The organism is Pseudomonas sp. Lz4W (assembly GCF_000346225.2).
Classification (GTDB): domain Bacteria; phylum Pseudomonadota; class Gammaproteobacteria; order Pseudomonadales; family Pseudomonadaceae; genus Aquipseudomonas; species Aquipseudomonas paraversuta.
In genome coordinates, this window is the sequence record NZ_CP017432.1 from 2,296,375 (window position 1) to 2,319,477 (window position 23,103).

Below are 23,103 nucleotides of genomic sequence, written 5' to 3' on the forward strand. Positions count from 1 at the left end.
CAGTTCGATGCCATGGGCCGGGAGACCCGACAGCAGTGGGATGTGCGGGATCGGCTGGTATCGACAACGCTGCCTGATGGGTCGCTTATTAAACGCACCTACGCCGAAGGCCATGACGGTGATTTACCGGCCACGGTCTCGATCACTCATCCGTCGTTGGGCACTAATGAAGTCCTGCTGGGCGAGCGCAAATATGACGGCCTGGGCCGACTGGTGTGGGAAAAGGTCGGGCAGAGTGTCTCCTGATGGGAATATGCCGAAGGAGAAATCCACGCCCATAGCCAAATCCTGCCCGACGGTACCCGGGTGCAGAGTGAGCGCCAACCGGAACTGGGCGACGCATTGCTGTCGCTGCAAGCGCCCGGGATCAGCGTATTCAATAAATACGATCCGCTAAGCGGCCGTTTGCTGGAATCCCGGGGCAATCTGGGTCTGCAAAAAGATCACTGGTCCCCGTCCGGCCAACTGAGCAAAGCCGACTACGCCTGGCATGGCGACCAACCACGCTCGCAACAGCAAAGCACCACCCCGGCGGGCAAAGTCACGCGCCTGACCGATGCCGACGGCGCCGAACAGCGCTGCCAGTACGATGAATTCGGGCGTTTGAGCGTGCAGCAAGGTCCCGATGTGAGCATTAGCGTCACCTACGATGCAGCGTCGCGGATTCACCAGCAGCGAACCCAATCAAACGATGGCTCGCGGGATATGACCGTAACCCTTGGCTACGACAGTCTTGGCCGCCCGGCCCGTCGTGAAACGGCTACCCGCACGCCCACCCGACAGTCCCTTGAAGTCCAGACCCAGCAATGGCGTAAAGACGGCAAGCTGACCCAGCGTGAACTGACCCGTGACGGTGTTCTGGTCCGTAGTGAAAGCTTCGACTACGACCTGCGCGGACGGATGATTGCCCATCGCCTGCAGCTCGTTACCCGAAGATGCCCACGGCAAAACCTACCGCGAGCAGCACTTTCAATACGACGCCCTCGACAATATTCGTCGACTGGAAACGGTATTTGCCGACGCCGGCGCCAACAATGTCAGTACATTTACCTATAACTCCGCCGACCTCACCCAGCTGCTCAGTGTCAGCCACAGCCGCGCCGATTACCCGGCACCGGTAACCCTGGAGTACGACGCGCTGGGCAATCTACTGAAGGATGAACGGGGCAATCCGCTGCACTACGACGCCCTGGGCCGACTCATTGGCGTCAGCCTGCCTACCGGCGAACGCCGCTGGCACTACGGCCCGGCGGGCAACATCATCAAGACCGAAGACTCTACCGGCCCGCGCTGGCGTTACCACACCGGCGGCCAGCTCAGCTGCGAGGTGGGTGAAAACACCCAGACCCGCTGGGTGCGGGCCGGTGACGTTCCGGTGGCTGAAAGCCGTCTTGCATCGGCGGTGCGCGAAGTGATGCTCTTGGGCACCGACGCCCAGGGGTCGATAACCACTGAGGCCAATGACGGGATTAATACCCCGGTCTACGGCGCCTACGGCCAGAGCCAGCCCGGCACCAGCCGACTGGGCTACGCCGGCGCCTTGCGCGAACAGGACAGCGGCTGGTACTTCCTCGGTGATTACCGCATCTATAACCCGGTGCTGATGCGCTTCCACAGCCGTGACAGCCTCAGCCCCTTCGGCGAAGGCGGGCTCAATGGCTATGCCTACTGCGCCGGGGATCCGGTCAACCGCATCGACCCGTCGGGCCATTCGTGGCTGGACTGGCTGTTGCCGGCGGCCGGTCTCGCGCTGGCACTGGTCGGCACCGTGGCCTCCCTGGGTGCGTTGGCGGCGCCTACAGCGGCGCTGACCGCCAGCTATGTAACGGCAGTCACCACCGCGACCCTGAGCGTGGTGTCGCTGGCAGCGGACGTGGCCTCGATAGCCTTGCTGGCCACCGGCAATGAAAACGCCGGGCGGATTCTGGGCTGGGTGGGCATGGCAACCGGGCTGGCCTCGGCGGCCCCGTCGATGGCCGGGGCTGCGGCCAAGGGAGTCAAAAAGGCCGGCAAGTTCGTGGGCAGCTGGCAGTACAAACTGCAACATGCAGGGGGCAGGGGTCAGGGGTTTCCACCCGGCAGATTCCAGCCCTTGAGCCTGCGAACTCTGGCCTTCCAGGCCGTGGATCAGGGCGAGGCATGGCGCGCAATTCGCCATATGGACATTGCCGGATCAGCAGACCCATTGAGCCGTGCGGCTCCTGTTTCGGCCTATAACCACAGTATCAGCAGCATGGAGGCATTCAACGAAGTGCGAGCCTATTATCAAGGCGCACATCCAAGGCCAACATTACCCTTGCCACTCAATACTGTACCCGGTCACACCGTTACCAGCCGCGGTGTCAATTTCCCTGTGTTCGCCAACAATCCATCTTATGTCCGTGAGGTCAGGGTAATCGCAACCCATGGCCGGGCCAGAAACCTGCCAGTGGATTTGTACATCAACGGGATCGATCCTGAGAGCTTGAGAACCTTCACCCCGGAATTCAGAAGGCATGCAGCAGGTATCAGTTTTCAAACTATGCAGAATCCGGTCAACAGAGCGTTTTTTGATTATGTGGTTCCTGTTGCTGCAGACGAAGTCGCCTGGACCATAGGCGGAGCATTCAGGACAAATTACTTTAATAATTTCATGAATGTACGACGTTAGGTCAGCTCTGGAATAAAGCGGCTGGTGCGTGCCGGGCTAACCTGCCGCAGTTCATGAGACTGCGGCGGGTTTCCTGCAGCGACCTGGCTGATTGCGTGGATCATCGCCAGCATTGTCTTCGAAGCGCGCGCGCGCCCTTACTTGCCTTCAAACACCGCCGCACGTTTTTCAATAAACGCCTGCATGCCTTCCTTCTGGTCCCGCGAAGCAAACAGCAACGCATTGGCTTTACGCTCCAGGGCCAGGCCGGTCTCCAGCGGGGCATCGACCCCGGCCAGAATCACTTCCTTGATTTGCTCGGCAGCCAGTGGCGGCATCGCAGCGATCAACGTCGCCATCTTCAGTGCCTGGGCCTGCACCTGGTCATCATCCACGAGGTCGCTGACCAGCCCGGAGATCCAGGCTTCCTCGGCGGTGATCGGCTGCCCGGTCAATGCCATGCGCATGGCTTTGGCCTTGCCCACGGCGCGCACCAGACGCTGGGTGCCACCGATTCCCGGCATGATCCCGATGCGGATTTCCGGCTGGCAAAATTTCGCGCTGCGCCCGGCCACAATAATGTCGGCCAGCATCGCCAGTTCACAGCCGCCGCCGTAGGCGTAACCGCACACCGCCGCGATCACCGGCTTGGGGCAGTGCTGGATGGGGGCCCAGACCCGCTCGGTATGGCGCTGGTAAATATCGATCGGGCCGACACCGGCCATGCTGTTGATATCGCCGCCCGCAGCAAACACCTTGTCGCCGCCAGTCAGCAGGATGCAGCGCACTTCGGGGTTTTCGGCCAGCTCTGTGAAATAGCGTGACAGCAAGGCTTGCAGCTCAAGGCTCAGGGCGTTGGTGGCCTGGGGGCGATTAAGCCGCAGCAAAGCGACGCCCGGGGCCGGGAATTCAAGCAGTACCGGCGCGGCAGATGGGTCTGACATGGGGTTCCTCATTAACAGGGGCTGTCACCACAGCGTGCGCTGGATTGTTGCGTTCGCAAGAGGGCGCTTCATCGTCCGTTCAGACGACGAGCAGCCCCCGGATTGCCCCTAGAGTGGCTCCATCAGTAGAAAAAGGAGCTCGTCATGGGCCAACTCTCAGGGCTGGACTACAGCGGCAAAGTGGTGCTGGTCACCGGCGGTACCAAAGGCATCGGTGCAGGCATTGCCCGCAGCTTTCTGGAGGCCGGGGCGCAGGTGATCGTGTGCGGCAGGACTGCACCTGAGGCGTTGCCGCAGGCAGGTTCTGCGCAAGCGCTGTTCATGGCTTGCGACGTGCGTGATGTGGATTCGCTTAAAGCCATGTTTGCGGGGATTGCTGCCGACTTCGGTCGCCTCGATGTGGTCATCAACAACGCCGGTGGCAGTCCGTCCGCCGATGCCGGCAGCGCTTCGCCACGTTTTCACGAAGGCATTATCCGCCTCAACCTGATCGCCCCGCTGAATGTCGCGCAACAGGCCAATGCCTTGATGCAGCAACAGGATGGCGGCGGTTGCATTGTGTTTATCGGCAGTATCAGCGCCTTGCGCGCTTCCCCGGGGACCGCGGCCTATGGCGCGGCCAAGGCCGGGATACTGGCACTGGTGCAATCGCTGGCGGTGGAGTGGGCGCCCAAAGTGCGCGTGGTGGCGGTCAGTCCGGGGCTGGTACGCACCGAGCAGGCGCATCTGCATTACGGCGATGAACACGGCATTGCCGCAGTCAGCGCCGGGATCCCGGCAGGGCGCATGGCGCTGCCCGAGGACATCGGTAACGCCTGTCTGTTTATCGCCTCGCCCATGGCGGGGTATGCCAGCGGCTGCAATCTGCTGCTGCACGGCGGCGGCGAACGTCCGGCATTTTTGGGTGCGGCGCAAACCGCTGCTCACTGATCGACCTTCAGCGGCGGCCAGTGGGTTGCCGCTCTCAATTTGCAGGAGACGAACTTGGCTGATTCTCAATTGCTAACCGACGTGCGCGCCCTGGTGGGGCGTGAATATGGTCGCGTCTACGCCTGGGACGAAGTCAACGCCCCGATGATCCGCCAGTGGTGCGAGATCATGGGCGTGGACAACCCGCTTTATACCGACCCGCTGTTTGCCGCCAACAGCGTGCAGGACGGGCTGGTGGCGCCGCCTGCAATGCTGCAGGTGTGGTGCATGGAAGGCTTTCACCTGAACAACTATGCACCGGGCTCGACCACCGAAAACCCCTACGAAGTGCTCAAGCTGATTGAGTCGTATGGCTATGGCTCGGTGGTGGCGGTCAACTCCGAACTGACGTTCAAGCGCAACGTCCGTCCGGGGGAAAAGCTCTACTACACCACCCGGCTGGACTCGGTGGGCGACGAAAAAACCACCGGTCTTGGTACCGGATTTTTTGTCACCCTGGTGATGAGCTACTTCGTTGAGCACAAAAGCGGTGACGAGGAAGTCGGCGAGTTGCTGTTCCGGGTATTCAAATTCCGTCCGGCCAACCCCAAGGCGGCTGAAGCGGCCCCGGCAAAAGTTGAAACCGCCCCTGTGGTCAAGCGCCCCAAGCCGGGCATGAGCGATGACACGCGGTTTTTCTGGGAAGGCTGCGATGCGGGCAAGTTGTTGATCCAGCGCTGTACCCAGTGCCAGACCCTGCGCCATCCACCGGCGCCGGTATGCATCGAGTGCCATTCGTTCGACTGGGACAGCGTGCAGGCCAGCGGCCGCGCCAGCCTGTATTCGTTCGTGATCATGCATTACCCCGAAGTCGCGCCGTTCGACCATCCCAACCCGATCGGCCTGATCGAGCTGGAAGAGGGCGTACGCCTGGTGGCCGGACTGGTGGGGGTCAAGCGCGAAGAACTGAGCATCGGCATGCCCTTGCAACTTGAGTTCAAGACCTTCGACGGCGAACTGACGTTGCCGTTGTTCCGGGCACTTTCTTTACCGGCAGCCGAGTAAGGAGCGAGCATGGATTTCGAATTCACCGAAGATCAACACGCTATCGCCGAAATGGCCGGTAGCGTATTTGCCGACTACTGCACCGATGACCGCTTGCGTCAGTTCGACACCAGCGAACATGCCTTTATGGAGCCGCTGTGGCAACTGTGCACAGAGACCGGGCTGCAGGCTTTGGCCATCCCTGAAAGCCACGGCGGCAGCGGGCTGGGCATGACCGAGTTGCTGACGGTGCTCGAGGCCCAGGGCAGGGCTCTGGGGCAGGTGCCGTTGTGGCGCCATCAACTGGCCGCAGCAACCCTGGCCGCTTGGGCTGATCCGGTCTTGCAGGCATGGGCCACGGATGCGGCTGCCGGTCGCGTCTTGTTGACCCTCGACCTTGGGGGCTTGAGCGGTGCCCGGGGCCTGCAATTACAGGCCACTGCGCAGGGCCAGGGCTGGAGCCTTGACGGTCGGGTGGCCGGCCTGGCTCTGGCCGGACAGTCACAGGCGGCGTTGCTGCTGGTGAGCGTCGAGGGTCAGCCGCGGCTGGCATTTGTCGAGCTGGGCGCTGCGGCGATCAGCCATGTGCCGGGCCGTATGACCCATGGCGAAGCGGTGGCTGATTTGTCCATCGACGGGCTGTTTATCACTTCGCAACAGTTGCTGCCGGCCTGCGCCCTGGACTGGCTGGAACCACGCAGCATCGCGGCACTGGCGGCATTGCAGCTGGGGGGCAGCGCCGAGCAGATCCGTCGCACCGTGGAGTATGTCAGCGAGCGACGTCAGTTCGAACGCAGCATCGGCAGTTTTCAGGCGGTGCAAATGAGCATGGCCAACGCGCACATCGCCCTTGAGGCGTTGCGCAGCAATCTGTGGCAGTTGTGCTATCGCCTGGATGCCGGCTTGCCCGCGCCGTCCGAGGCCCTGGCCACCGCCTGGCATGCCTGCGAAGCAGGTCATCTGATCGGGCACAACGCCCAGCACGTACACGGCGGCATTGGCGTCGATCTGACGTACCCGATGCATCGCTTTCTCTACTGGAGCCGCGCTTTGGGCTGTGCCCTGGGTGGATCGGCAGCATGCCTGGAACGCCTCGGCGACTGGCTGAGCCATAACGACAAGCTGGGATGGAAATATGACCTTGCAGAACACCAAGCGCTTTGACGATGTGCGCCCCGGCGAAACCTTGCCGGCCCTGGCGATCCCGATCACCGTGGGTCTGGTTACCGGCGGCGCCATTGCCACCCGTGACTACTTCCCGGGTCACCATGATTTGAACGCTGCCCAGGCCCTGGGCTCGCCGCACATTTTTATGAACATCCTTACCACCAACGGTCTGGTGCAGCGTTATGTCGAAGAGTGGGCGGGCCCCGAGGCGCGTTTTGCCTCGCTGAAGATCAAGCTCGGCGCGCCGAATTACCCCGGCGACAGCATGACCTTCAATGGCGCAGTCACCGGACTGGATGCTGCCACCCGCACGGTGGAAATAACCCTTGGCGGCAAAAATTCGATGGGCAACCACGTGACCGGTACGGTCACGCTGGTTCTGCCCTGATAGCGGGAGACAGCACACATGACGCAATCGTCACTTTCCGGTAGCGCCGCCATTGTTGGCCTGGGTGCGACCGAATTCTCGAAAAATTCAGGGCGCACCGAGCTGCGCCTGGCACTTGAAGCGACCCTGGCCGCCCTTAAAGACGCCGGAATCGACCCGTCCGAAGTTGAAGGTTTCAGCTCGTACTCGGTGGATAAAGTCCCTGAATACGAAATCGCCCGCTTGCTGGGCTGCAAGGACGTCAAGTTCTTCTCCCAGGTGCCCCATGGCGGGGGGGCCGCCTGTGCGCCGATCATGCACGCGGCCATGGCCGTGGCCACCGGTGTGGCCAAGGTTGTGGTGGTGTACCGCGCCATGAACGAGCGTTCGTGGTATCGCTTCGGCAGCGGCAGCTACGGTTTCGCCTCGACGCCGATTTTCGAAAACGTCAACTACGGCTGGTACATGCCCCACGGCCTGCATACCCCGGCGTCATGGGTGGGCATGTTTGCCCAGCGCTACATGCACACCTATGGCGCCACCTCCGAAGACTTCGGTCGGGTTGCGGTGGCGGTACGTGATTTTGCCGCGACCAACCCGGCCGCATTCTTTTACGGCAAGCCGATCACCCTTGAAGAACACCAGGCTTCACGCTGGATTTGCGAGCCGCTGCATTTGCTCGACTGCTGCCAGGAATCCGACGGTGCCGTGGCCATGGTGATCACCTCGGCCGAGCGGGCCAAAGACCTGCGCCAGAAGCCGGTGACGATCAAGGCCGGTTCGCAGGGGATTACCTCGGGCCAGCAAATCATGACTTCGTTCTACCGCGACGACATTACCGGCCTGCCGGAAATGGGCGTGGTTGCCAAAGAGTTGTATCGCCAGTCGGGTCTAGGGCCCGAGGCGCTGCAAACGGCGATCATTTACGACCATTTCACGCCGTTTGTACTGCCCCAGCTCGAAGAGTTCGGCCTGTGCGAACGCGGCGAAGCCAAGGAATTCATCCGCGCCGGGCACCATGCCCGCGGCGGCAAGTTTCCGATCAATACCCACGGCGGACAATTGGGCGAGGCCTACATCCACGGCATGAACGGCGTGGCTGAAGCCGTACGCCAGGTGCGTGGCACTGCGGTCAACCAGGTCGACAGCGTGGAGAACGTGCTGGTGACCGCCGGTACCGGCGTACCCACCAGCGGCCTGATTCTTGGTACGGCCTAAGGAGCTCACATGTTCGTCGACCTCACACCCGAACAACACGCCCTGCGCCTCAAGGTGCGGGACTATTTCCAGAACCTGATGACCCCGCAGCTGCGTGAACAATTGCGCGGCAAAGAGGGCGGCGAGCTATACCGCGACACCATCCGCCAGATGGGCCGTGACGGCTGGCTGGCGGTGGGCTGGCCCAAGGAACACGGCGGCCAGGGTTATGGTCCGACCGAGCAATTCATCTTCTTTGAAGAAGCCAATATTGCCGGTGCGCCGCTGCCCTTCGTGACCATCAGCACGGTGGGGCCGGCGTTGATGGCCCACGGTACCGAGCTGCAAAAAGCCAAATTCTTGCCGGGCATCGCCGCGGGCGAAATCATTTTTGCCATCGGCTATTCCGAGCCGGATGCCGGCAGCGACCTGGCGGTGCTGAAAACCACCGCCCGGCTGCAAGGCGACGAGTTTGTGGTCAATGGCACCAAGCTCTGGACCTCGGGCGCCGAGTCGGCCGATTACATCTGGCTGGCGGCCCGTACCGACCCTGAGCGCCCACGGCACAAGGGCGTATCGATCCTGATTCTGGACACAGCGGCTGAAGGTTTTACGACCACTGTGATCCCGACCACCAGCAACCCGACCGCCGCCACTTACTACGACAACGTGCAGGTGCCCCGGGACATGCTGGTGGGCGAGTTGCACGGTGGCTGGAAGTTGATCACGGCGCAGCTCAACCATGAGCGGCTGGGCCTGGGGGCATGGTCCGACAAGGTGGCAGGGCTGTTTCGCAAGGTCTTCATGTGGGCCCGTGAGGCCGACGAGCAAGGTGTTCGCGCCACCGACAAAGCGTGGGTGCGGGCCGGTCTGGCGCAATGTTATGCGCGGCTTGAAGCCATGCGCCTGATCAACCTGCGGATTGCCGCTGACCTGGAGCGTGAGCGCATGGACGTTGCGCTGGCGTCGACCACCAAGGTTTACGGCTCGGAGTCGGCGATCGAGATTCTGCGGCTGCTGAGCAACATCGTCGGGGCCAACGGACTGATTCAAGGCGGCTCGGCGGCGTCGTTGTTGCAAGGCGAGCTGGAGTACGAAGTACGTGCCTCGGTGACCCTGACCTTTGGTGGCGGCACCAACGAGATCCAGCGCGAGTTGATTGCCCAGTTCGGCCTGGGCATGCCGCGTACCCAACGCTGACACCCATCACCTAACCGCAGGAGCGAGCTGTTCTCGACAAATAGCTCGTTCCTGCAGGTGTTGTGTCAGCAGGTGACCATTTACAGGTGAAACCCATGAACGCCATTGATCAGTTCAGAGAGCAAACCCGCAGCTGGCTTGAGGCCAACTGTCCGCCCTCGCAGCGTAAAGCCATTCCTGAAGGCGAGCTGGTGTGGGGTGCGAACGAGGTCGAGTTTCCCAATGCCGACGCCCGGCTGTGGTTCGAACGCATGCGCGACAAGGGCTGGTTCTGTCCGGACTGGCCACAGGCGTATGGCGGCGCCGGGCTGAGCGAGGAATACAACGCGGTGCTGGAAAGCGAGCTGCGCCGCCTTAAATGCCGGCCGCCGCAAATCAATCTGGGCATCTGGATGCTCGGCCCGGTATTGCTGGAATTCGGCACTGAAGAACAAAAGAAAAACCTCCTGACCCCGATGACCCGTGGCGAAGTGCGCTGGTGTCAGGGTTTTTCCGAGCCCAATGCCGGCTCGGATCTGGCGAGCCTGAAAACCTCGGCCCGGGATGCCGGCGATCACTTCGTGGTGGATGGCAGCAAGATCTGGACCTCCTATGGTGACAAGTCGGACTGGATGTACGCCCTGGTGCGCACTGATCCTGCGGCCAGCAAGCACACGGGGATCAGCCTGATTGTTCTGGACATGAAGAGCCCCGGGGTCAGCGTTGCGCCCATTGATTTGATCAGCGGCAAATCGGCGTTCTGCCAGGTGTTTTTCGACTCCGTCAAAGTGCCTAAAAGCCAGCTCATCGGTCCGTTGCACGGTGGCTGGAACCTGGCCAAGCGCCTGTTGCAACACGAACGCAAAGCCATGTCCAAATTCGGCGAGTTCAGCCTGCCGACGCATTTCCACTTGCTGCCACTGGTCAACGAGTACTTGCCCGAGCCATCCGGCCAGGGCGAGTTGGCCCTTGCAGCCCGCGCCGTGGCCTGCGCCATGAACGAGCAAAGCTACAACCTGACAGTCCAGCGCATGGGTCAGGAAGCCCGTGCTGGGCAGGACGTCAGCGGGCTGATGTCGATCATGAAACTGGTGCACACCGAACAGGAACGCGACAAGTTCGAGGTGTTGCTGGACGTGATGGGGTATCACGCTCTGGGCTGGGACAAGGGCGCTTTCAGCCCCCAGGAACAGGCCATCACCCGCGGCTGGTTAAACAGCTTTGCCCTGACGATTTCCGGCGGTGCGTCGGAAATCCAGCTCAATGTTATCGCCAAGCGGGTCCTTGGCCTGCCTGACGTGAAGTAAGGAACTCAGCATGAACCTGGTTTATAGCGAAGATCACCGGTTGTTGGCCGATAGCGCCCGAGAGTTCCTGGCCGCGCGCAGCCCCGTATCGCGCCAGCGCGCACTGCGCGATGAGGGCGGTGTCAACGGTTTTGACCCGCAACTGTGGCAGGACGCTGTGGCGCTGGGCTGGAGCGCGATTCCGTTCCCGGAAAATCTCGGCGGCCTGGATTTCGGCTGCATGGGCCTGGGGCCGATATTTGAGTCCATTGGCAGCAACCTCAGTGCCTCGCCGCTGCTTTCAAGCGTGGTGCTCAGCGGCTCGTTGCTGCACCTGCAGGGTAACGCCGGGCAACAGGATCGCTGGTTATCGGCGTCTATCAGCGGTGAGCGCCGCCTGGCCCTGGCCCTGGACGAAGGCTCACGCCACAACCCGGCGAACGTGGCGTTGCAGGCGGTGCCGAATGCAAACGGCTACAGCTTGAGCGGCAACAAATATTTTGTCATCGACGGCGTGGGTGCGGATGCCTACCTGGTGGTCGCAAAGGGCGCAGGAGCGGGCCTTAGTCTGTTTCTGGTGGCCGCTGATGCCCCGGGCCTGAGCGTCCAGGCGCTGCCGCTGATCGACTCGCGCAATCATGCGCGACTGCAGCTGGACCAGGTCCAGGTCGGGCATGACGCGCTGCTGGGTGAGCCCGGATCCGCAGGCCCGGCGCTCGAGATTGCCCTGGACCGCGGCCGCGTGTGCCTGGCTGGCGAAATGCTGGGCATGGCCGAGAAGCTCTTCGCCATGACCCTCGACTACCTGAAAACCCGGGTTCAGTTTGACGTCAAGATTGGCTCCTTTCAGTCACTGCAGCATCGCTCTGCCGAGCTGTACGTGCAGATACAACTGGCGCGCAGTGCGGTGATGGCCGGGCTTGCGGCGCTGGACGACAGCCGTCTGAGCGCCGCCGAGCGCCAGCGCTTTGCCAGTCTGGCGAAGTGGAAAGCGGGGCAGATGGCCCTCAATGTCGCCAATGAAGCGGTGCAAATGCACGGCGGGATTGGCGTAACCGATGAGCTGGACGTGGGGCTGTTTCTGAAACGCATACGGGTAGCCCAGGCGAGTCTGGGGGATGCCGATTACCACTGCGAGCGCTACGCAGATCTGATGCCCGCGCACGCCTAGGCCGATTGCCAGTCAGGAGAATAATAAGATGAAGCTTGAACAGTGGCAGAGCGCCTGGCAGCAATTGACTGGTGCCGGCTCACCTTTTGAAGTGGTCACCCAGCCGGGGAGCGGATCGAAACATTTTCGGCATACCGCTGCCCACGTCTGGGCTGCAATCGACAGTGGCCGGGTGCATGGCGAGCGCGAGTTTCTGGTGTGGGAACAACAGCGTCTGACCTTCAGCCAGTTTTTCGATCAGGTGGACCGGCTGGCCGGCCAGCTGGTGCATCGTTTCGGCGTGCGTCAGGGCGACCGGGTGGCGATTGCCATGCGCAATCAGCCCGCGTGGCTGGTGGCGTTTGCGGCCATTCAGCGTTGCGGCGGGGTGTGCGTCCCCCTCAACAGCTGGGGCCTGCGCGACGAGCTGTTTCATGGTCTGCAGGACAGCGGTGCACGGCTGTTGCTGTGTGACGAGCCGCGCCTGCACTTGCTCGATGGCGACTTGCGCGAACAGGGGCTGGCGACGATTGTGGTCGGTCTGTCCGCCGGCCAGTTGCTGGCTGAACACTGCCAGCGTCTGGAAGATCTGCTGGCGGCCCCGGTGCTGACTGCACCGGCCCTGAAAGTGACGGCCGATGACCCGGCCATGATCCTCTATACCTCAGGCACCACCAGCTTGGCCAAGGGCGTGCTGTCGACCCATGGCGCGGTGTGCCAGGCCCTGGTGGCACTGGAGTTTCAGGGGGCGTTCTGTGCCCTGAGCTCGCCGGAGCGTATCAGCGTGGTGATCAACTGCGGCTATGCCCCAACCACCTTGATGGCAGTGCCGTTGTTCCATGTCAGCGGCCTGCATGCGCAATTCCTGCTGGCCTTGCGCAGCGGTCGCCGCTTGTTGCTGATGTACAAGTGGGACGTGGAAAAGGCTCTGGACCTGATCCGCGATGAACATTGCACCCAGTTCAACGGCGCGCCGGTGATGATGCAGCAACTGCTGACCTCGCCACGTTTCGGCACGGCCGACACCAAGAGCCTGTTCGGCCTGGGGCTGGGGGGCGCGGCGCCGTCCAGCAGTCTGTTGGCGCATCTGACCCAGCGCAAACCGGAAGCGGTGGGTGGCAGTGGTTACGGCCTGACCGAAAGCAACGGGATTTGCGCGGCCATCGGCGGTGATCAGTTTGTTTACAAACCGGCTGCTGCCGGCTGGCCATTGCCGATCGTCGATGTGCGTATCGGTGACAGTCCGGACCGGCCACTGCCCAATGGCGTCAGCGGGCTGATCTGGATCCGTTCACCGACCTTGATGAGCGGTTACTGGAACCTGCCCCAGGCCAGCGCCCAGACCTTGCGCGATGGATGGCTCGACACCGGTGACATCGGCCTGCTGGATGACGAAGGATTTCTCTATATCACCGACCGGGCCAAGGACTTGATCAACCGTGGCGGGGAGAAAATATCCGCAGCCGAAGTGGAGTCCTGTGCCTGTGAAATGCCTGGCGTGATCGAAGCCGCCGCCTTTTCGGTGCCGGACGATGTGCTGGGGGAAGTGGTGTTCCTGGTGGTGCGCGGTGCCCCGTCCGACACCCCGGACAGCGAGGCGGTGCGCAGCTTTATCGCCCAGCGTCTGGCGAGTTTCAAAGTGCCGGCGCAGATCCATGTCCAGCACACCCCTTTTGCCCGCAATGCGTCGGGCAAGATGCTCAAAGGTTTGCTTAAAGAGTTGTTGGTAACGCCCTGAGTAGTCTTTGTGGACGATGTAGTCGCCGGCAAATGGCGAAGAATGGACGCATACCCCTTAGCAAGCTTTTACGCGTAGGAGGCAATACATGAAAATAACAAGAACAGGCGTAATGCTCGCAGCCGCCATGTCCGTCAACGTACTGGCCATCGGTCCGGCTTTTGCCCAGGTGTCTGGCGCAGAGGCAGCCAAACTGGGCAAGGAGCTGACCTGTGTCGGTGCTGAGCAGGCCGGTAATGCGGCGGGCACCATCCCGCCGTACACCGGCAAATACCTGGGCGAAGTACCGGGTTGGAACCACGTTAAATTCTCCGGTGACCAGCCAGTGGATCCCTATGCCGCTGAAAAGCCGATTGTGGTGATCACCGCGCAAAACATGGCCCAGTACGAAGACAAACTCACCGAAGGCCAGAAAGCGCTGTTCAAGCGTTATCCGACCACTTACAAGATGAACATCTACCCGGGCCACCGTGATTTCCGCTACCCGGACTACGTGTGCCGGCGCGCCATGAGCAACGCCCTGAACGCCAAGCTGGTAAACGATGGCATGGGCATTGAAGGTTTGGGCCAGGTCCCGTTCCCTATCCCTAAAAGCGGTATGGAAGTGTTGTGGAACCACCAGTTGCCGGCCCGTGCCTGGACCGAAGAAAAAACCAGTGATCTGGCCTCGGTTCTGCCCAATGGCAGCATTGGCTGGGGGCGTGCCTATGCCCGGGGCCTGTCGCAGGCCAACTCACCGATTGTTGAACCCAAAACCGAAGACAAAATTCAGGCCATGGGCAACAACACCACCCTTAAACCGGCGCGTGACAACGGTGTGATCAGCATCTCCCACGAACCCTACGACTTTCAGACCAACCCGCGTCAGGCCTGGAGCTACAGCCCCTCGACCCGCCGCGTGCGCTTGCTGCCCGGCTATGGCTATGACCAGCCGATGATCGGCACCAACGGCACCATGACAGTGGATGAAGACCGCCTGTTCAACGGCTCGCCGGAGCGCTACACCTGGAAGCTGCTGGGCAAGCGTGAAATCTACAGCCCGGCCAACGCCTACAAGCCGAACGCGGGGACGGTGAAATACGCCGACATGCTGACCCCCAACCATCCCAACCCGGACCTGATGCGTTATGAACTGCGTCGTGTGTGGGTGGTGGAAGCCGATCTGAAAGAAGGCTATCGCCACCTGTACGGCAAGCGCGTGCTGTTCATCGACGAAGACACCTGGAACGCGGTGATGGCGGACAACTACGATGCCCGTGGGCAATTGTGGAAGCACGCGATGGTCAACTACTACTACCACCCTGACATGAGTGGCTGGCAGGCGGGTTCCCAGTTCTTCATGGACTTGAACTCGGGGCAATACACCGGCTACGGCATGACCAACGAAGCCAAGAAAGGCCCGATTCTCAACGAAGGCAAATTCACTCCCGACCAATACACCGCCGATGCTGCGCGGGCGATGGGGCGTTAAGCAAGTGGTCATAAGCTAGCAGCTGCAAGTAACAGCAAGAGCCCTGTCGGTTAACGACGGGGCTTTTTGTTTTTACCGCTGTAACGGGTTGCCGGGTTGTCTTTATCGCTGGCAAGCCAGCTCCCACAATGGGATGTGATCGGGGTTGCAGAACCTGTAGGAGCGAGCTTGCTCGCGAGCTTTTTAGCGGCCTTATATTGAAAACCGGGTGACTGCGGACTGCTTGAGAAGCTCGCGAGCAAGCTCGCTCCTACAGATGAAATTATCTGTCTGTCGGGTTGCCTTTATCGCTGGCAAGCCAGCTCCCACAATGGGATGTGATCGGGGTTGCAGAACCTGTAGGAGCGAGCTTGCTCGCTAGCTTTTTATCGGCCTCATACTGAACACCTGGTGACTGTGGACTGCTTGAGAAGCTCGCGAGCAAGCTCGCTCCTACAGATGAAATTATCTGTCTGTCGGGTTGCCTTTATCGCTGGCAAGCCAGCTCCCACAATGGGATGTGATCAGGGTTACAGAACCTGTGGGAGCGAGCTTGCTCGCGAGCTTTTTATCGGCCTCATATTGAACACCAGGTGACTGTGGACTGCTTGAGAAGCTCGCGAGCAAGCTCGCTCCTACAGATGTAATTACCGGTATGTCGGGTTGCCTTTATCGCTGGCAAGCCAGCTCCCACAATGGGATGTGATCGGGGTTACAGAACCTGTGGGAGCTGGCTTGCCAGCGATGCTCATGGAGCAGTTTTATATTCTAGCCCTGGGTCCAGACCGCCAGTTCATAGCCATCCGGGTCGGTGAAATGCAGGCGGCTGCCGCCCGGGAAGGGGAATTCGGGGCGGGAGATGCTGCCTCCGGCCTGGAGGATGGCCTGTCGGGCAAGGGCCAGGTCGTCGGCGTACAGAATGATCAGCGGGCCACCCGGGCGCACCGGCTCGCCAGTGGTGAAGCCGCCGCTCAAACGGCCGTCGCTGAATTCGGTGTAGGCAGGGCCATAGTCAGTGAACGTCCAGCCAAACACGGCGCCATAGAAGGCTTTGCTGCGCGCTATGTCGTGGACGTTGAATTCGATGTTGTCGATTCGATAATGGCGGGGGTCGGTAGTCATGGTTATCTCCTTGAAACTCAGCACTATAGCTGCACTCAGGAAGTAACACAGGTCAACGCCGGGGGCGGGATGCCGCCCCCGGCGGGTTCAGGCCTCGCGTCCGGCTTTGTGGCCGGCGCTGATTGCCCCTTCGATGTAGCCAATGCTCTGACAGTCACCAATGCTGCTGGCCGATAACCCTGCGCGGGTCAGTTCATCCAGCAAACGGGTGTCGGGTTGCGCGCCAATGGCCAGTACCACGGAGTCTGCTTCGCTCTGTCCTGAACTGCCATCTGCCAGTTGATAGCGCACGCGATTGCCTTCAATGGCTATCACACTGGCACCGGTGATCAGCTGTCCGCCATGCACGCGTATTTCATGCAGCACCCGCCAGCGGCGCACGATGGCCAGTTCGCGGCCAAGATGGCTACCGCTTTCCAGTACGGTCACCTGGCGCCCGCGGGCGATCAGGAACTCCGCCAGTTCCAGGCCAACCAGGCCGCCACCGATGATGGTCACGCGCTTGCCCAAGGGCATCCATACCCGTGACAGTTTTTGCATGGCCTCGCTGCTGTCGGTGACCCCCGCCAGGTTGCCGGCTTTCATCAGGGTGCGCTGGGTGAAGGACAATTTACGCTTGGCAATTTCCTCCGCCCGGTCGCCGGTCATCAGGCGCCGCAGTTCATCACCGCTCCAGACATGGTCCTGATCTGCACCGGGGATGTCGGGGGCCGCACGCTCGGCACCGACGGCCACCAGCACCTGGTCTGCGCCCAGGTCGCGGAGCAGGGCAGGGCTGGCCTCAGTATTGAGGCGCAGATCAATCGAAGATTGCTGCACCTGAACCTTGAGGTTGTCCAGCAAGCGGGCGTTTTCGGCATAGGCCAGCCCGGCAAAGAACAGGGTCCCGCCGAGGCGGTCGCTGCGTTCGATCAGGGTCACCCGATGCCCGCGCAGGGCAGCTATTCTTGCGGCCTCCATGCCGGCAGGCCCGGCACCGATGACCGCAATATGTCTGGGGCTGGCGGTGGGGCTGATGACGTATTCGAATTCGTGGCCGGTCATGGGGTTGACCGCACACTTGACCCGCTCGTTGACGAAGATCTGGCTCACGCACACGTAGCAGTAGATGCACGGGCGGATGCTGCTTTCCTGATCGTTGAGCAATTTGTTCGGCAGTTCGGGATCGGCCAGCAGCTTGCGGGCCATGGCGATAAAGTCGCAATCACCACGCTTCAGGGCGGCTTCACCGGCCTGGGGTTCGATACGGCCTACGGCGATTACCGGCACCTGCACGCTGCGCTTGATCGCCGCAGTCCATTCCATGAAGCCGCCGGCTTGATGCACCAGCGGTGCTTCGGTAAACACCACGCCGCTGGTGATCCGCGCACTGGCCGACACACTGACCGCATCCACGCCTGCCGCTTCGGCCATGCGTGCCACCGCCTTGGCGTCGTCCAGGCTGATGCCGCCGGGGGTATGCAGTTCTTCGGCGTCCAGACGCAGCCATACGGCAAATTGCGAGCCGACTTTGGCCCGCACGGCAGCGATGATCTGCAGCAGCAGCTGGGCGCGGTTTTCCAGCGAACCGCCGTACTCATCCTCACGCTGGTTGTAATAGCCGGACAGAAAACCGGCAATGATATAGCCGTGGGCGGCGTGCAGTTCGACACCGTCGAAACCGGCGCGCTGGGCACGCTCGGCGGCGCAGGCAAACCAGTCGATCATTTGCCCGATGTCGGCACTGTCCATCACGCGGATGGGCGAGCCTTCGGCGCGGCGCTTCATGGAACTGACGAAGTTGGCCAGTTCCTCAGGGGTCAGGGCCGCCATCATGTCGCTTTGCAGTACCGGGGGCACTGACGGTACCCACAGTTGCCGTCCTTCAGCCATATCCCGTACCGAGGTCTTGCCCGCGTGTTGCAGCTGCATGGCAATTTTTGCACCGTGGCGGTGAACGCGCTCGGCGAGCTGGCTCAGGCCCGGGATAAAGTCATCGCTGGACACGCCGACCTGGAACGGCTCGGCGGTGCCCGCCGGGAACGCCACTGAACAGACCCCCATGATCAGCAGCCCGGCGCCGCCACGGGCGCGGGCTTCGTAATAGGCTTGAATCCGTTCGCCACAGTGGCCATCGGCTTCGGCAAAGTTGGAGCCCATGGGCGCCATGATGATGCGGTTGCGCAGCTCGATTGAGCCAATGCGACCGGGTGCCAGCAACTGAGAGAATTTTGTCATTGTTGTTTTTCAGTCCGAGCAGGATAAGAAGGGCTGAGGGCGACCCGCAGGCCGCCGTCAATGTTGCCTGTTCAGTTTTTGAGGAAGTCCAGGCACGCCTTGTTGAACAGCTCCCGGTGTTCAACCTGGACCCAGTGGCCGCAGCGGTTGAGCATGATAAAACGCGCATCCGGTGCATGCTTGAGCACTTTGAGGGCGCCGCTGGCCGGGTTGAAGTTGTCGTCGGTGCCCCAGAAACCGAGGATCGGTACTTGCAGCTCTTCAAGGCGCTCGGTCATGTTCGGCACCATCATGGTGGTGAACAGATTGCGCGGTTGGTGCACGGCCACCGCCACTCGCTCGGCCAGCAGGCTGTCTTCGAGCTGGGAGCTGTCGAACAGTTGCAGGCTCATGATCCGGCGCATCTGCTCGATGCCCAGGGGCCCGGCGTTGTACAGCTCGACCATGCGCTGAATGCCAACCATCTTGAAGTAGGTTTCGCGATCTTCAACGCCGCCGGGGGCCATCAGAATCAGCTTCTCCACGCGCTCGGGCTCGGCCAGTGCCAGCCCTAGGGCAATGGCGCCGCCCAGGGAGTTGCCCAGCAGGGTGGCGCGCTTGACCCCCACCGCCTTGAGAAACCCGGACATGGCGTTAACGAAGAAGTCCAGGTTGTACTGCGCGTCTTCGGGTTTGTCGGAGCGGCCGAAGCCCGGCAGATCCACCACCAGATTGCGAAAGCCGGCGGCGACGAACTGCGGGTAGTTGCCTTTGAAGTTGCTGTAGCCGCTGGCACCCGGGCCGCTGCCGTGCAGCCACAGGACTACCGGGCCGCTGCCCTCATCGAGAAAGTGCAGGCGCAGGCCGCAGTCCAGTGTCACGAAATGGCCGACGGGCAGCGGAAGGTCTTGTTCAGTCATCACTCAATCTCCGGAATATCAGGCACTGACCGCTTCAGCCAGGGGCGCTGGGGCAGGGGTGTTGTTCAAATGGTTGCGATAGCGCGGCAAGGCCATGGCCAAAAATACCGAGGCCAGCACCAGCAGCGAGATACAGGACGCCAGTGCGTAGCGCAGGCCTTCGTTACCCAAGGTGTGGGCAAAGCCGTCGCTGAGCATGCCGATCAGCAGCGGGCCGACACCCACCCCGAGCAGGGTCATGGCCATCACGAAAATCGCCGTGGCCTGGGCCAGGCGTGTGGCCGGGAACAGGTGCGAGATGGCGCCCAGGCAGGGTGTTGCCCACCAGGTGCCGAAGAAACTGAACACGCAATAGAACAGGAATGCGCTGGGTACCGGGGTGCTGCCGACATGGAATGCCGTGCCGGTTGGCCAGAGAAAATAGGCCAGGCCAAAGGGGATACTGATCAGGGTGCCGAGCAGCGGCACTCCGATTTGCCAGCCTTTGTCACGACGCGCCAGGCGGTCGCACAGGATGCCGCAGGTCAGGGTGCCCAAGGTAGCCCCGACACCGCCGGCGACGCCCGCCAGCAACCCGGCGTCCTGCAGGCTGAGGCCGTGGGAGCGGATCAGAAAGCTGGGGCTCCAGGTGCCGATGGCGTAGCCGGCAATGGCCGCGGAACCGCCGGTGAGCACGATCCAGAGGAAGGACGGGGTCTGGAACAGTTCGCGTACCGTCACCGCCCAGTGGGCTTGCGCCACTTGATTGGGGCTGACCAGCATTGCAGGTTTCGGTGCCCGTACGGTGAGCAGTAATAGCAGACCGAGAAAAATCCCCGGCGCACCGATCACCACGAATGCAAAACGCCAGCCGTAATGCTGGGCGATCCAACCGCCCAGGCCGAGGCCGAAAATCGCCCCCAGGCTTGAGCCCAGCATCAGCACCGAGAGTGCGGTGGAGCGGCGTTCCGGCGGGTACAGATCCGAGACCATGGCCATCGACGGGGCAGTGCCGCCGGCTTCGCCGATGGCCACGCCGATCCGGGCCACCACCAGCATCGCAAAGCTGGCCGCGAAACCGCAGAAAATGGTCATCACGCTCCAGGCAATACAACTGAATGCGATGACTTTCTTGCGTCCGATACGGTCAGACAATCGCCCTAAAGGAAAGCCGAACAGGGTGTAGAAAACCGCAAAGGTCACGCCTGAAAGCAGCCCGATACCGGTATCGGAAATACCGAATTCAGCCTTTACCGGCTCGATCAGAATCGCCATCAGCAACCGATCGATATAGTTGAAAACATAGATGGCAGCCAGTACGCCTAACGCGTAGTGAGTTCGCCAGGTGGGACGTAAAGTTATCGACACGACGGGTTCTCCCGGTTTTGTTCTAGTGAGCGATTTATTCCACGAACCCTGCGCCATGGACATCGTCCATTCAGACCAGCTGTGGCTCAGGGGGCCTGATCACTGAAGCGGTATTTGTTGCAGTCCATTGCTGCCATCCCGGACAAGCTTGCTGCCTGCGGTTCGGTGCTTAGTCCCATCGGACGATGTTCAGCTTTTTCCTCCAGTCAATGATTGTCCCCATGCACCGCCCACGGCTTACGGGCGGCCGACATCTGGCAGGTGGGAGAAACACCATGAAGTTGCTGAACAAAGTTGCGTTTGTGACCGGTGCAGGGCAAGGCATGGGCCGGGCGATTGTGCGCCATTTCGCCGAGCAGGGCGCAGTGGTAGTGGCGGCCGATATCAACCTCGATGCGGCCAACCAGACCATTGAAGGGCTGGGCGACAAGGCGCTGGCCGTGATCTGCAACGTCGCCGACAGTGATTCGGTGGCGACCGCCATGGCCGCTGTACAGGCGCGCTTCGGCAGCCTCGACATTCTGGTCAACAACGCCGGCATCGGCTCCATTGATGCATTCGCCGAGACACCGGACGAGAACTGGCAGCGGGTGATCGGGGTGAATCTCACCGGCACTTTTTTCTGCAGCCGTGAAGCCGTGAAATTGATGCTCAAGGCCGCCACCCCGGGTGTGGTGATCAATATTTCCAGCACCTCGGCCCTGACCGGCGAAGGTCCAAGCCACTACTGCGCGGCCAAGGCCGGCGTAATGGGGCTGACCCGCAGCATGGCCCGTGAGCTGGCCGCCAACGGCATTCGCGTCAACACCATTGTTCCGGGCCCGACCAACACTCCGATGATGGCCGACATCCCGGATGACTGGATGCAAAGCATGCTCAAGGCCATCCCTCTGGGACGCATGGGTGAAACCGAAGAAATCGCCCGCGTCGCTGCCTTTCTGGCCAGCGAAGACGCCGGCTTCATCACCGGGCAAAACCTCGCGGTCAACGGCGGCATGGCGTTTATCTGACCCCGGGGCACCGACAGGAGAGAGCAGAGCATGGGTACTCGTTTACAAGGCAAGGTTGCATTTATCACCGGCGCAGGCTCGGGCATTGGCGCGGCTACCGCCCTGCGGTTTGCCCAGGAGGGTGCGTTGGTGGTGCTCTGCGGTCGCCGCATCGAGCCGCTGGAAGCCGTAGCGGCACAGATTCGCGATGCCGGTGGCCGTGCTGAATGTGCGGTGGCCGATGTCAGCAATGAAGCCGCCTATGTCGGTGCCATCGGCGCTGCCGCTGAGCGCAATGGCCGCCTCGACATTCTGGTGAATAACGCCATGGCCTACAGCTGGGGCGCAATTGACAGCACTAGCACCGCCGACTGGCATTCCAACTTTTCAACCACGGTCGACGGCACGTTCTGGGGCACCCGCACGGCAATGGGCCTGATGCGGGTCCAGGGCAGCGGTTCGATCATCAATATTGCCTCGATCTGCGGGCTGTTCGGCACGCCTTGGATGGCCGGATATTCCGCTGCCAAGGCGGCGGTGATCAACTTCAGCCGCGCGGCCGCCAGTGAAGGTGCCAGCCACAACATCCGCTGCAACGTGGTGATCCCCGGCATCGTCGAGACCCCGGCCACCGCCGGCATGCTGACCGACGACAAGACCCGGCTCAATACCGAAAAACTGATCCCGCTCAAGCGCGTCGGCCAGCCCCTGGAAGTGGCCAACGCCATTCTGTTTCTGGCCAGCGACGAAGCCTCGTACATCACCGGTGCCAGCTTGCCGGTAGATGGCGGGCGCAGCAGCGAGTTGTACACGGTACTGGAATAAGGACTTTTTATGGAACAGAACGCCTTGCTTGCCCGGCTTGACCGCCTGGAATCGATTGAAGAAATCCGTCAGCTGGCCGGTAAATATTCGTTGTCGCTGGACATGCGCGACCTCGATGCCCACGTCAATCTGTTTGCCGAAGACATCCGCGTCGGTCGCGAAAAAACCGGACGCGCGCACCTTAAAGCCTGGGTCGATGACACCCTGCGCGACCAGTTCCATGGCACCTCGCACCACCTGGGTCAGCACCTGATCGAGTTCACCGATCCGGACCATGCGGTGGGCGTGGTGTATTCCAAGAACGAGCACGAGACCGGTCCTGAGTGGGTGACCATGCAAATGCTCTATTGGGATGACTACGAGCGCATGCAGGGGCGCTGGTATTTCCGTCGTCGCTTGCCGTGCTACTGGTACGCCAGCGACCTCAACAAGCCGCCGATCGGCACGCAAAAAATGCGTTGGCCGGGGCGCGAACCCTATGCCGGGACCTTCCACGACCTGTTCCCGTCCTGGACCGAATTCTGGGCCAGACGCCCGGACAAGGATCAGTTGCCGCAAGTGGCCAGCGCCGCTCCGGTGGAACACTTTCTTGCCACCCTGCGCCGTGGGGCTGGCGCACCGAAAATACGCGTGCGCTAAGGAGC

The 23,103-nt window shown here is 61.7% G+C and carries 21 protein-coding genes; 16 read left to right on the forward strand and 5 right to left on the reverse strand.

The annotated features are described in order from the left end of the window. Positions 1-12: 12 nt before the first annotated feature. The 3 genes from B195_RS10715 to B195_RS10725 all read left to right on the forward strand — a co-directional run bounded on the left by B195_RS10715 (position 13) and on the right by B195_RS10725 (position 2,650). On the forward strand, positions 13-246 hold the full coding sequence (locus B195_RS10715) for a hypothetical protein (protein WP_158525123.1): 234 nt from the start codon (positions 13-15) through the stop codon (positions 244-246). 60 nt (positions 247-306) lie between these two features. Next, positions 307-1,056, forward strand: a complete 750-nt coding sequence (locus B195_RS23060) for a hypothetical protein (RefSeq protein WP_158525124.1) — start codon at positions 307-309, stop codon at positions 1,054-1,056. Between the two features lie 133 nt (positions 1,057-1,189). Continuing rightward, positions 1,190-2,650, forward strand: coding sequence for an RHS repeat-associated core domain-containing protein (locus B195_RS10725; RefSeq protein ID WP_255401994.1), 1,461 nt, complete (start codon positions 1,190-1,192; stop codon positions 2,648-2,650). A gap of 137 nt (positions 2,651-2,787) precedes the next feature. Here B195_RS10725 and B195_RS10730 read toward each other — a convergent pair whose 3' ends face one another. Continuing rightward, entirely contained in the window at positions 2,788-3,573 is a 786-nt protein-coding gene (locus B195_RS10730) for an enoyl-CoA hydratase (protein ID WP_003445069.1), read from the reverse strand. Between the two features lie 144 nt (positions 3,574-3,717). Here B195_RS10730 and B195_RS10735 point away from each other — a divergent pair, with 144 nt between their 5' ends. From B195_RS10735 to B195_RS10780, 10 genes are all read left to right on the forward strand, one after another. Next, positions 3,718-4,503, forward strand: a complete 786-nt coding sequence (locus B195_RS10735; protein WP_003445071.1) for an SDR family oxidoreductase — start codon at positions 3,718-3,720, stop codon at positions 4,501-4,503. A 54-nt stretch (positions 4,504-4,557) separates the two neighbouring features. Then, complete coding sequence (locus B195_RS10740) at positions 4,558-5,547, forward strand: bifunctional MaoC family dehydratase N-terminal/OB-fold nucleic acid binding domain-containing protein (RefSeq protein WP_003445073.1); 990 nt, start codon at positions 4,558-4,560, stop codon at positions 5,545-5,547. Between the two features lie 9 nt (positions 5,548-5,556). Next, positions 5,557-6,690, forward strand: a complete 1,134-nt coding sequence (locus B195_RS10745) for an acyl-CoA dehydrogenase family protein (protein WP_003445075.1) — start codon at positions 5,557-5,559, stop codon at positions 6,688-6,690. After that, complete coding sequence (locus B195_RS10750) at positions 6,662-7,081, forward strand: MaoC family dehydratase (protein WP_003445078.1); 420 nt, start codon at positions 6,662-6,664, stop codon at positions 7,079-7,081. The genes B195_RS10745 and B195_RS10750 overlap by 29 nt, the downstream gene beginning before the upstream one ends. An 18-nt stretch (positions 7,082-7,099) precedes the next feature. Beyond that, the gene (locus tag B195_RS10755; protein WP_003445091.1) at positions 7,100-8,278 is read left to right on the forward strand and encodes a lipid-transfer protein; all 1,179 of its coding nucleotides are present in this window, start codon (positions 7,100-7,102) and stop codon (positions 8,276-8,278) included. A 9-nt stretch (positions 8,279-8,287) separates the two neighbouring features. Then, positions 8,288-9,457, forward strand: coding sequence for an acyl-CoA dehydrogenase family protein (locus tag B195_RS10760; RefSeq protein WP_003445092.1), 1,170 nt, complete (start codon positions 8,288-8,290; stop codon positions 9,455-9,457). Positions 9,458-9,552: 95 nt separating this feature from the next. Continuing rightward, a complete protein-coding gene (locus tag B195_RS10765) occupies positions 9,553-10,743 on the forward strand; it encodes an acyl-CoA dehydrogenase family protein (protein WP_003445093.1) in 1,191 nt (396 codons plus the stop codon). A 10-nt stretch (positions 10,744-10,753) separates the two neighbouring features. Next, the gene (locus B195_RS10770; RefSeq protein ID WP_003445094.1) at positions 10,754-11,893 is read left to right on the forward strand and encodes an acyl-CoA dehydrogenase family protein; all 1,140 of its coding nucleotides are present in this window, start codon (positions 10,754-10,756) and stop codon (positions 11,891-11,893) included. Between the two features lie 28 nt (positions 11,894-11,921). Then, entirely contained in the window at positions 11,922-13,610 is a 1,689-nt protein-coding gene (locus tag B195_RS10775) for a class I adenylate-forming enzyme family protein (protein ID WP_003445095.1), read from the forward strand. Positions 13,611-13,698: 88 nt separating this feature from the next. Then, positions 13,699-15,081 carry a DUF1329 domain-containing protein gene (locus tag B195_RS10780; protein WP_369826385.1) on the forward strand — a complete coding sequence of 461 codons (1,383 nt, stop codon included), beginning with the start codon at positions 13,699-13,701 and terminating at the stop codon, positions 15,079-15,081. 747 nt (positions 15,082-15,828) lie between these two features. Here the strand turns inward: B195_RS10780 and B195_RS10785 are convergent. The 4 genes from B195_RS10785 to B195_RS10800 form a co-directional block, all read right to left on the reverse strand. Next, complete coding sequence (locus tag B195_RS10785; protein ID WP_003445097.1) at positions 15,829-16,182, reverse strand: VOC family protein; 354 nt, start codon at positions 16,180-16,182, stop codon at positions 15,829-15,831. A gap of 87 nt (positions 16,183-16,269) precedes the next feature. Continuing rightward, a complete protein-coding gene (locus B195_RS10790; protein ID WP_003445098.1) occupies positions 16,270-18,399 on the reverse strand; it encodes an FAD-dependent oxidoreductase in 2,130 nt (709 codons plus the stop codon). Between the two features lie 71 nt (positions 18,400-18,470). Continuing rightward, entirely contained in the window at positions 18,471-19,298 is an 828-nt protein-coding gene (locus B195_RS10795) for an alpha/beta fold hydrolase (RefSeq protein ID WP_003445107.1), read from the reverse strand. 18 nt (positions 19,299-19,316) lie between these two features. Continuing rightward, a complete protein-coding gene (locus B195_RS10800) occupies positions 19,317-20,645 on the reverse strand; it encodes an MFS transporter (RefSeq protein ID WP_003445109.1) in 1,329 nt (442 codons plus the stop codon). 275 nt (positions 20,646-20,920) lie between these two features. Here B195_RS10800 and B195_RS10805 point away from each other — a divergent pair, with 275 nt between their 5' ends. From B195_RS10805 to B195_RS10815, 3 genes are read left to right on the forward strand one after another with little or no spacing between them, the layout of a single operon-like run. Beyond that, entirely contained in the window at positions 20,921-21,655 is a 735-nt protein-coding gene (locus B195_RS10805; protein ID WP_003445112.1) for an SDR family NAD(P)-dependent oxidoreductase, read from the forward strand. Between the two features lie 30 nt (positions 21,656-21,685). Further along, positions 21,686-22,459, forward strand: a complete 774-nt coding sequence (locus B195_RS10810; RefSeq protein ID WP_003445115.1) for an SDR family NAD(P)-dependent oxidoreductase — start codon at positions 21,686-21,688, stop codon at positions 22,457-22,459. 9 nt (positions 22,460-22,468) lie between these two features. Then, on the forward strand, positions 22,469-23,098 hold the full coding sequence (locus B195_RS10815) for a nuclear transport factor 2 family protein (protein WP_003445116.1): 630 nt from the start codon (positions 22,469-22,471) through the stop codon (positions 23,096-23,098). Positions 23,099-23,103 lie beyond the last annotated feature (5 nt).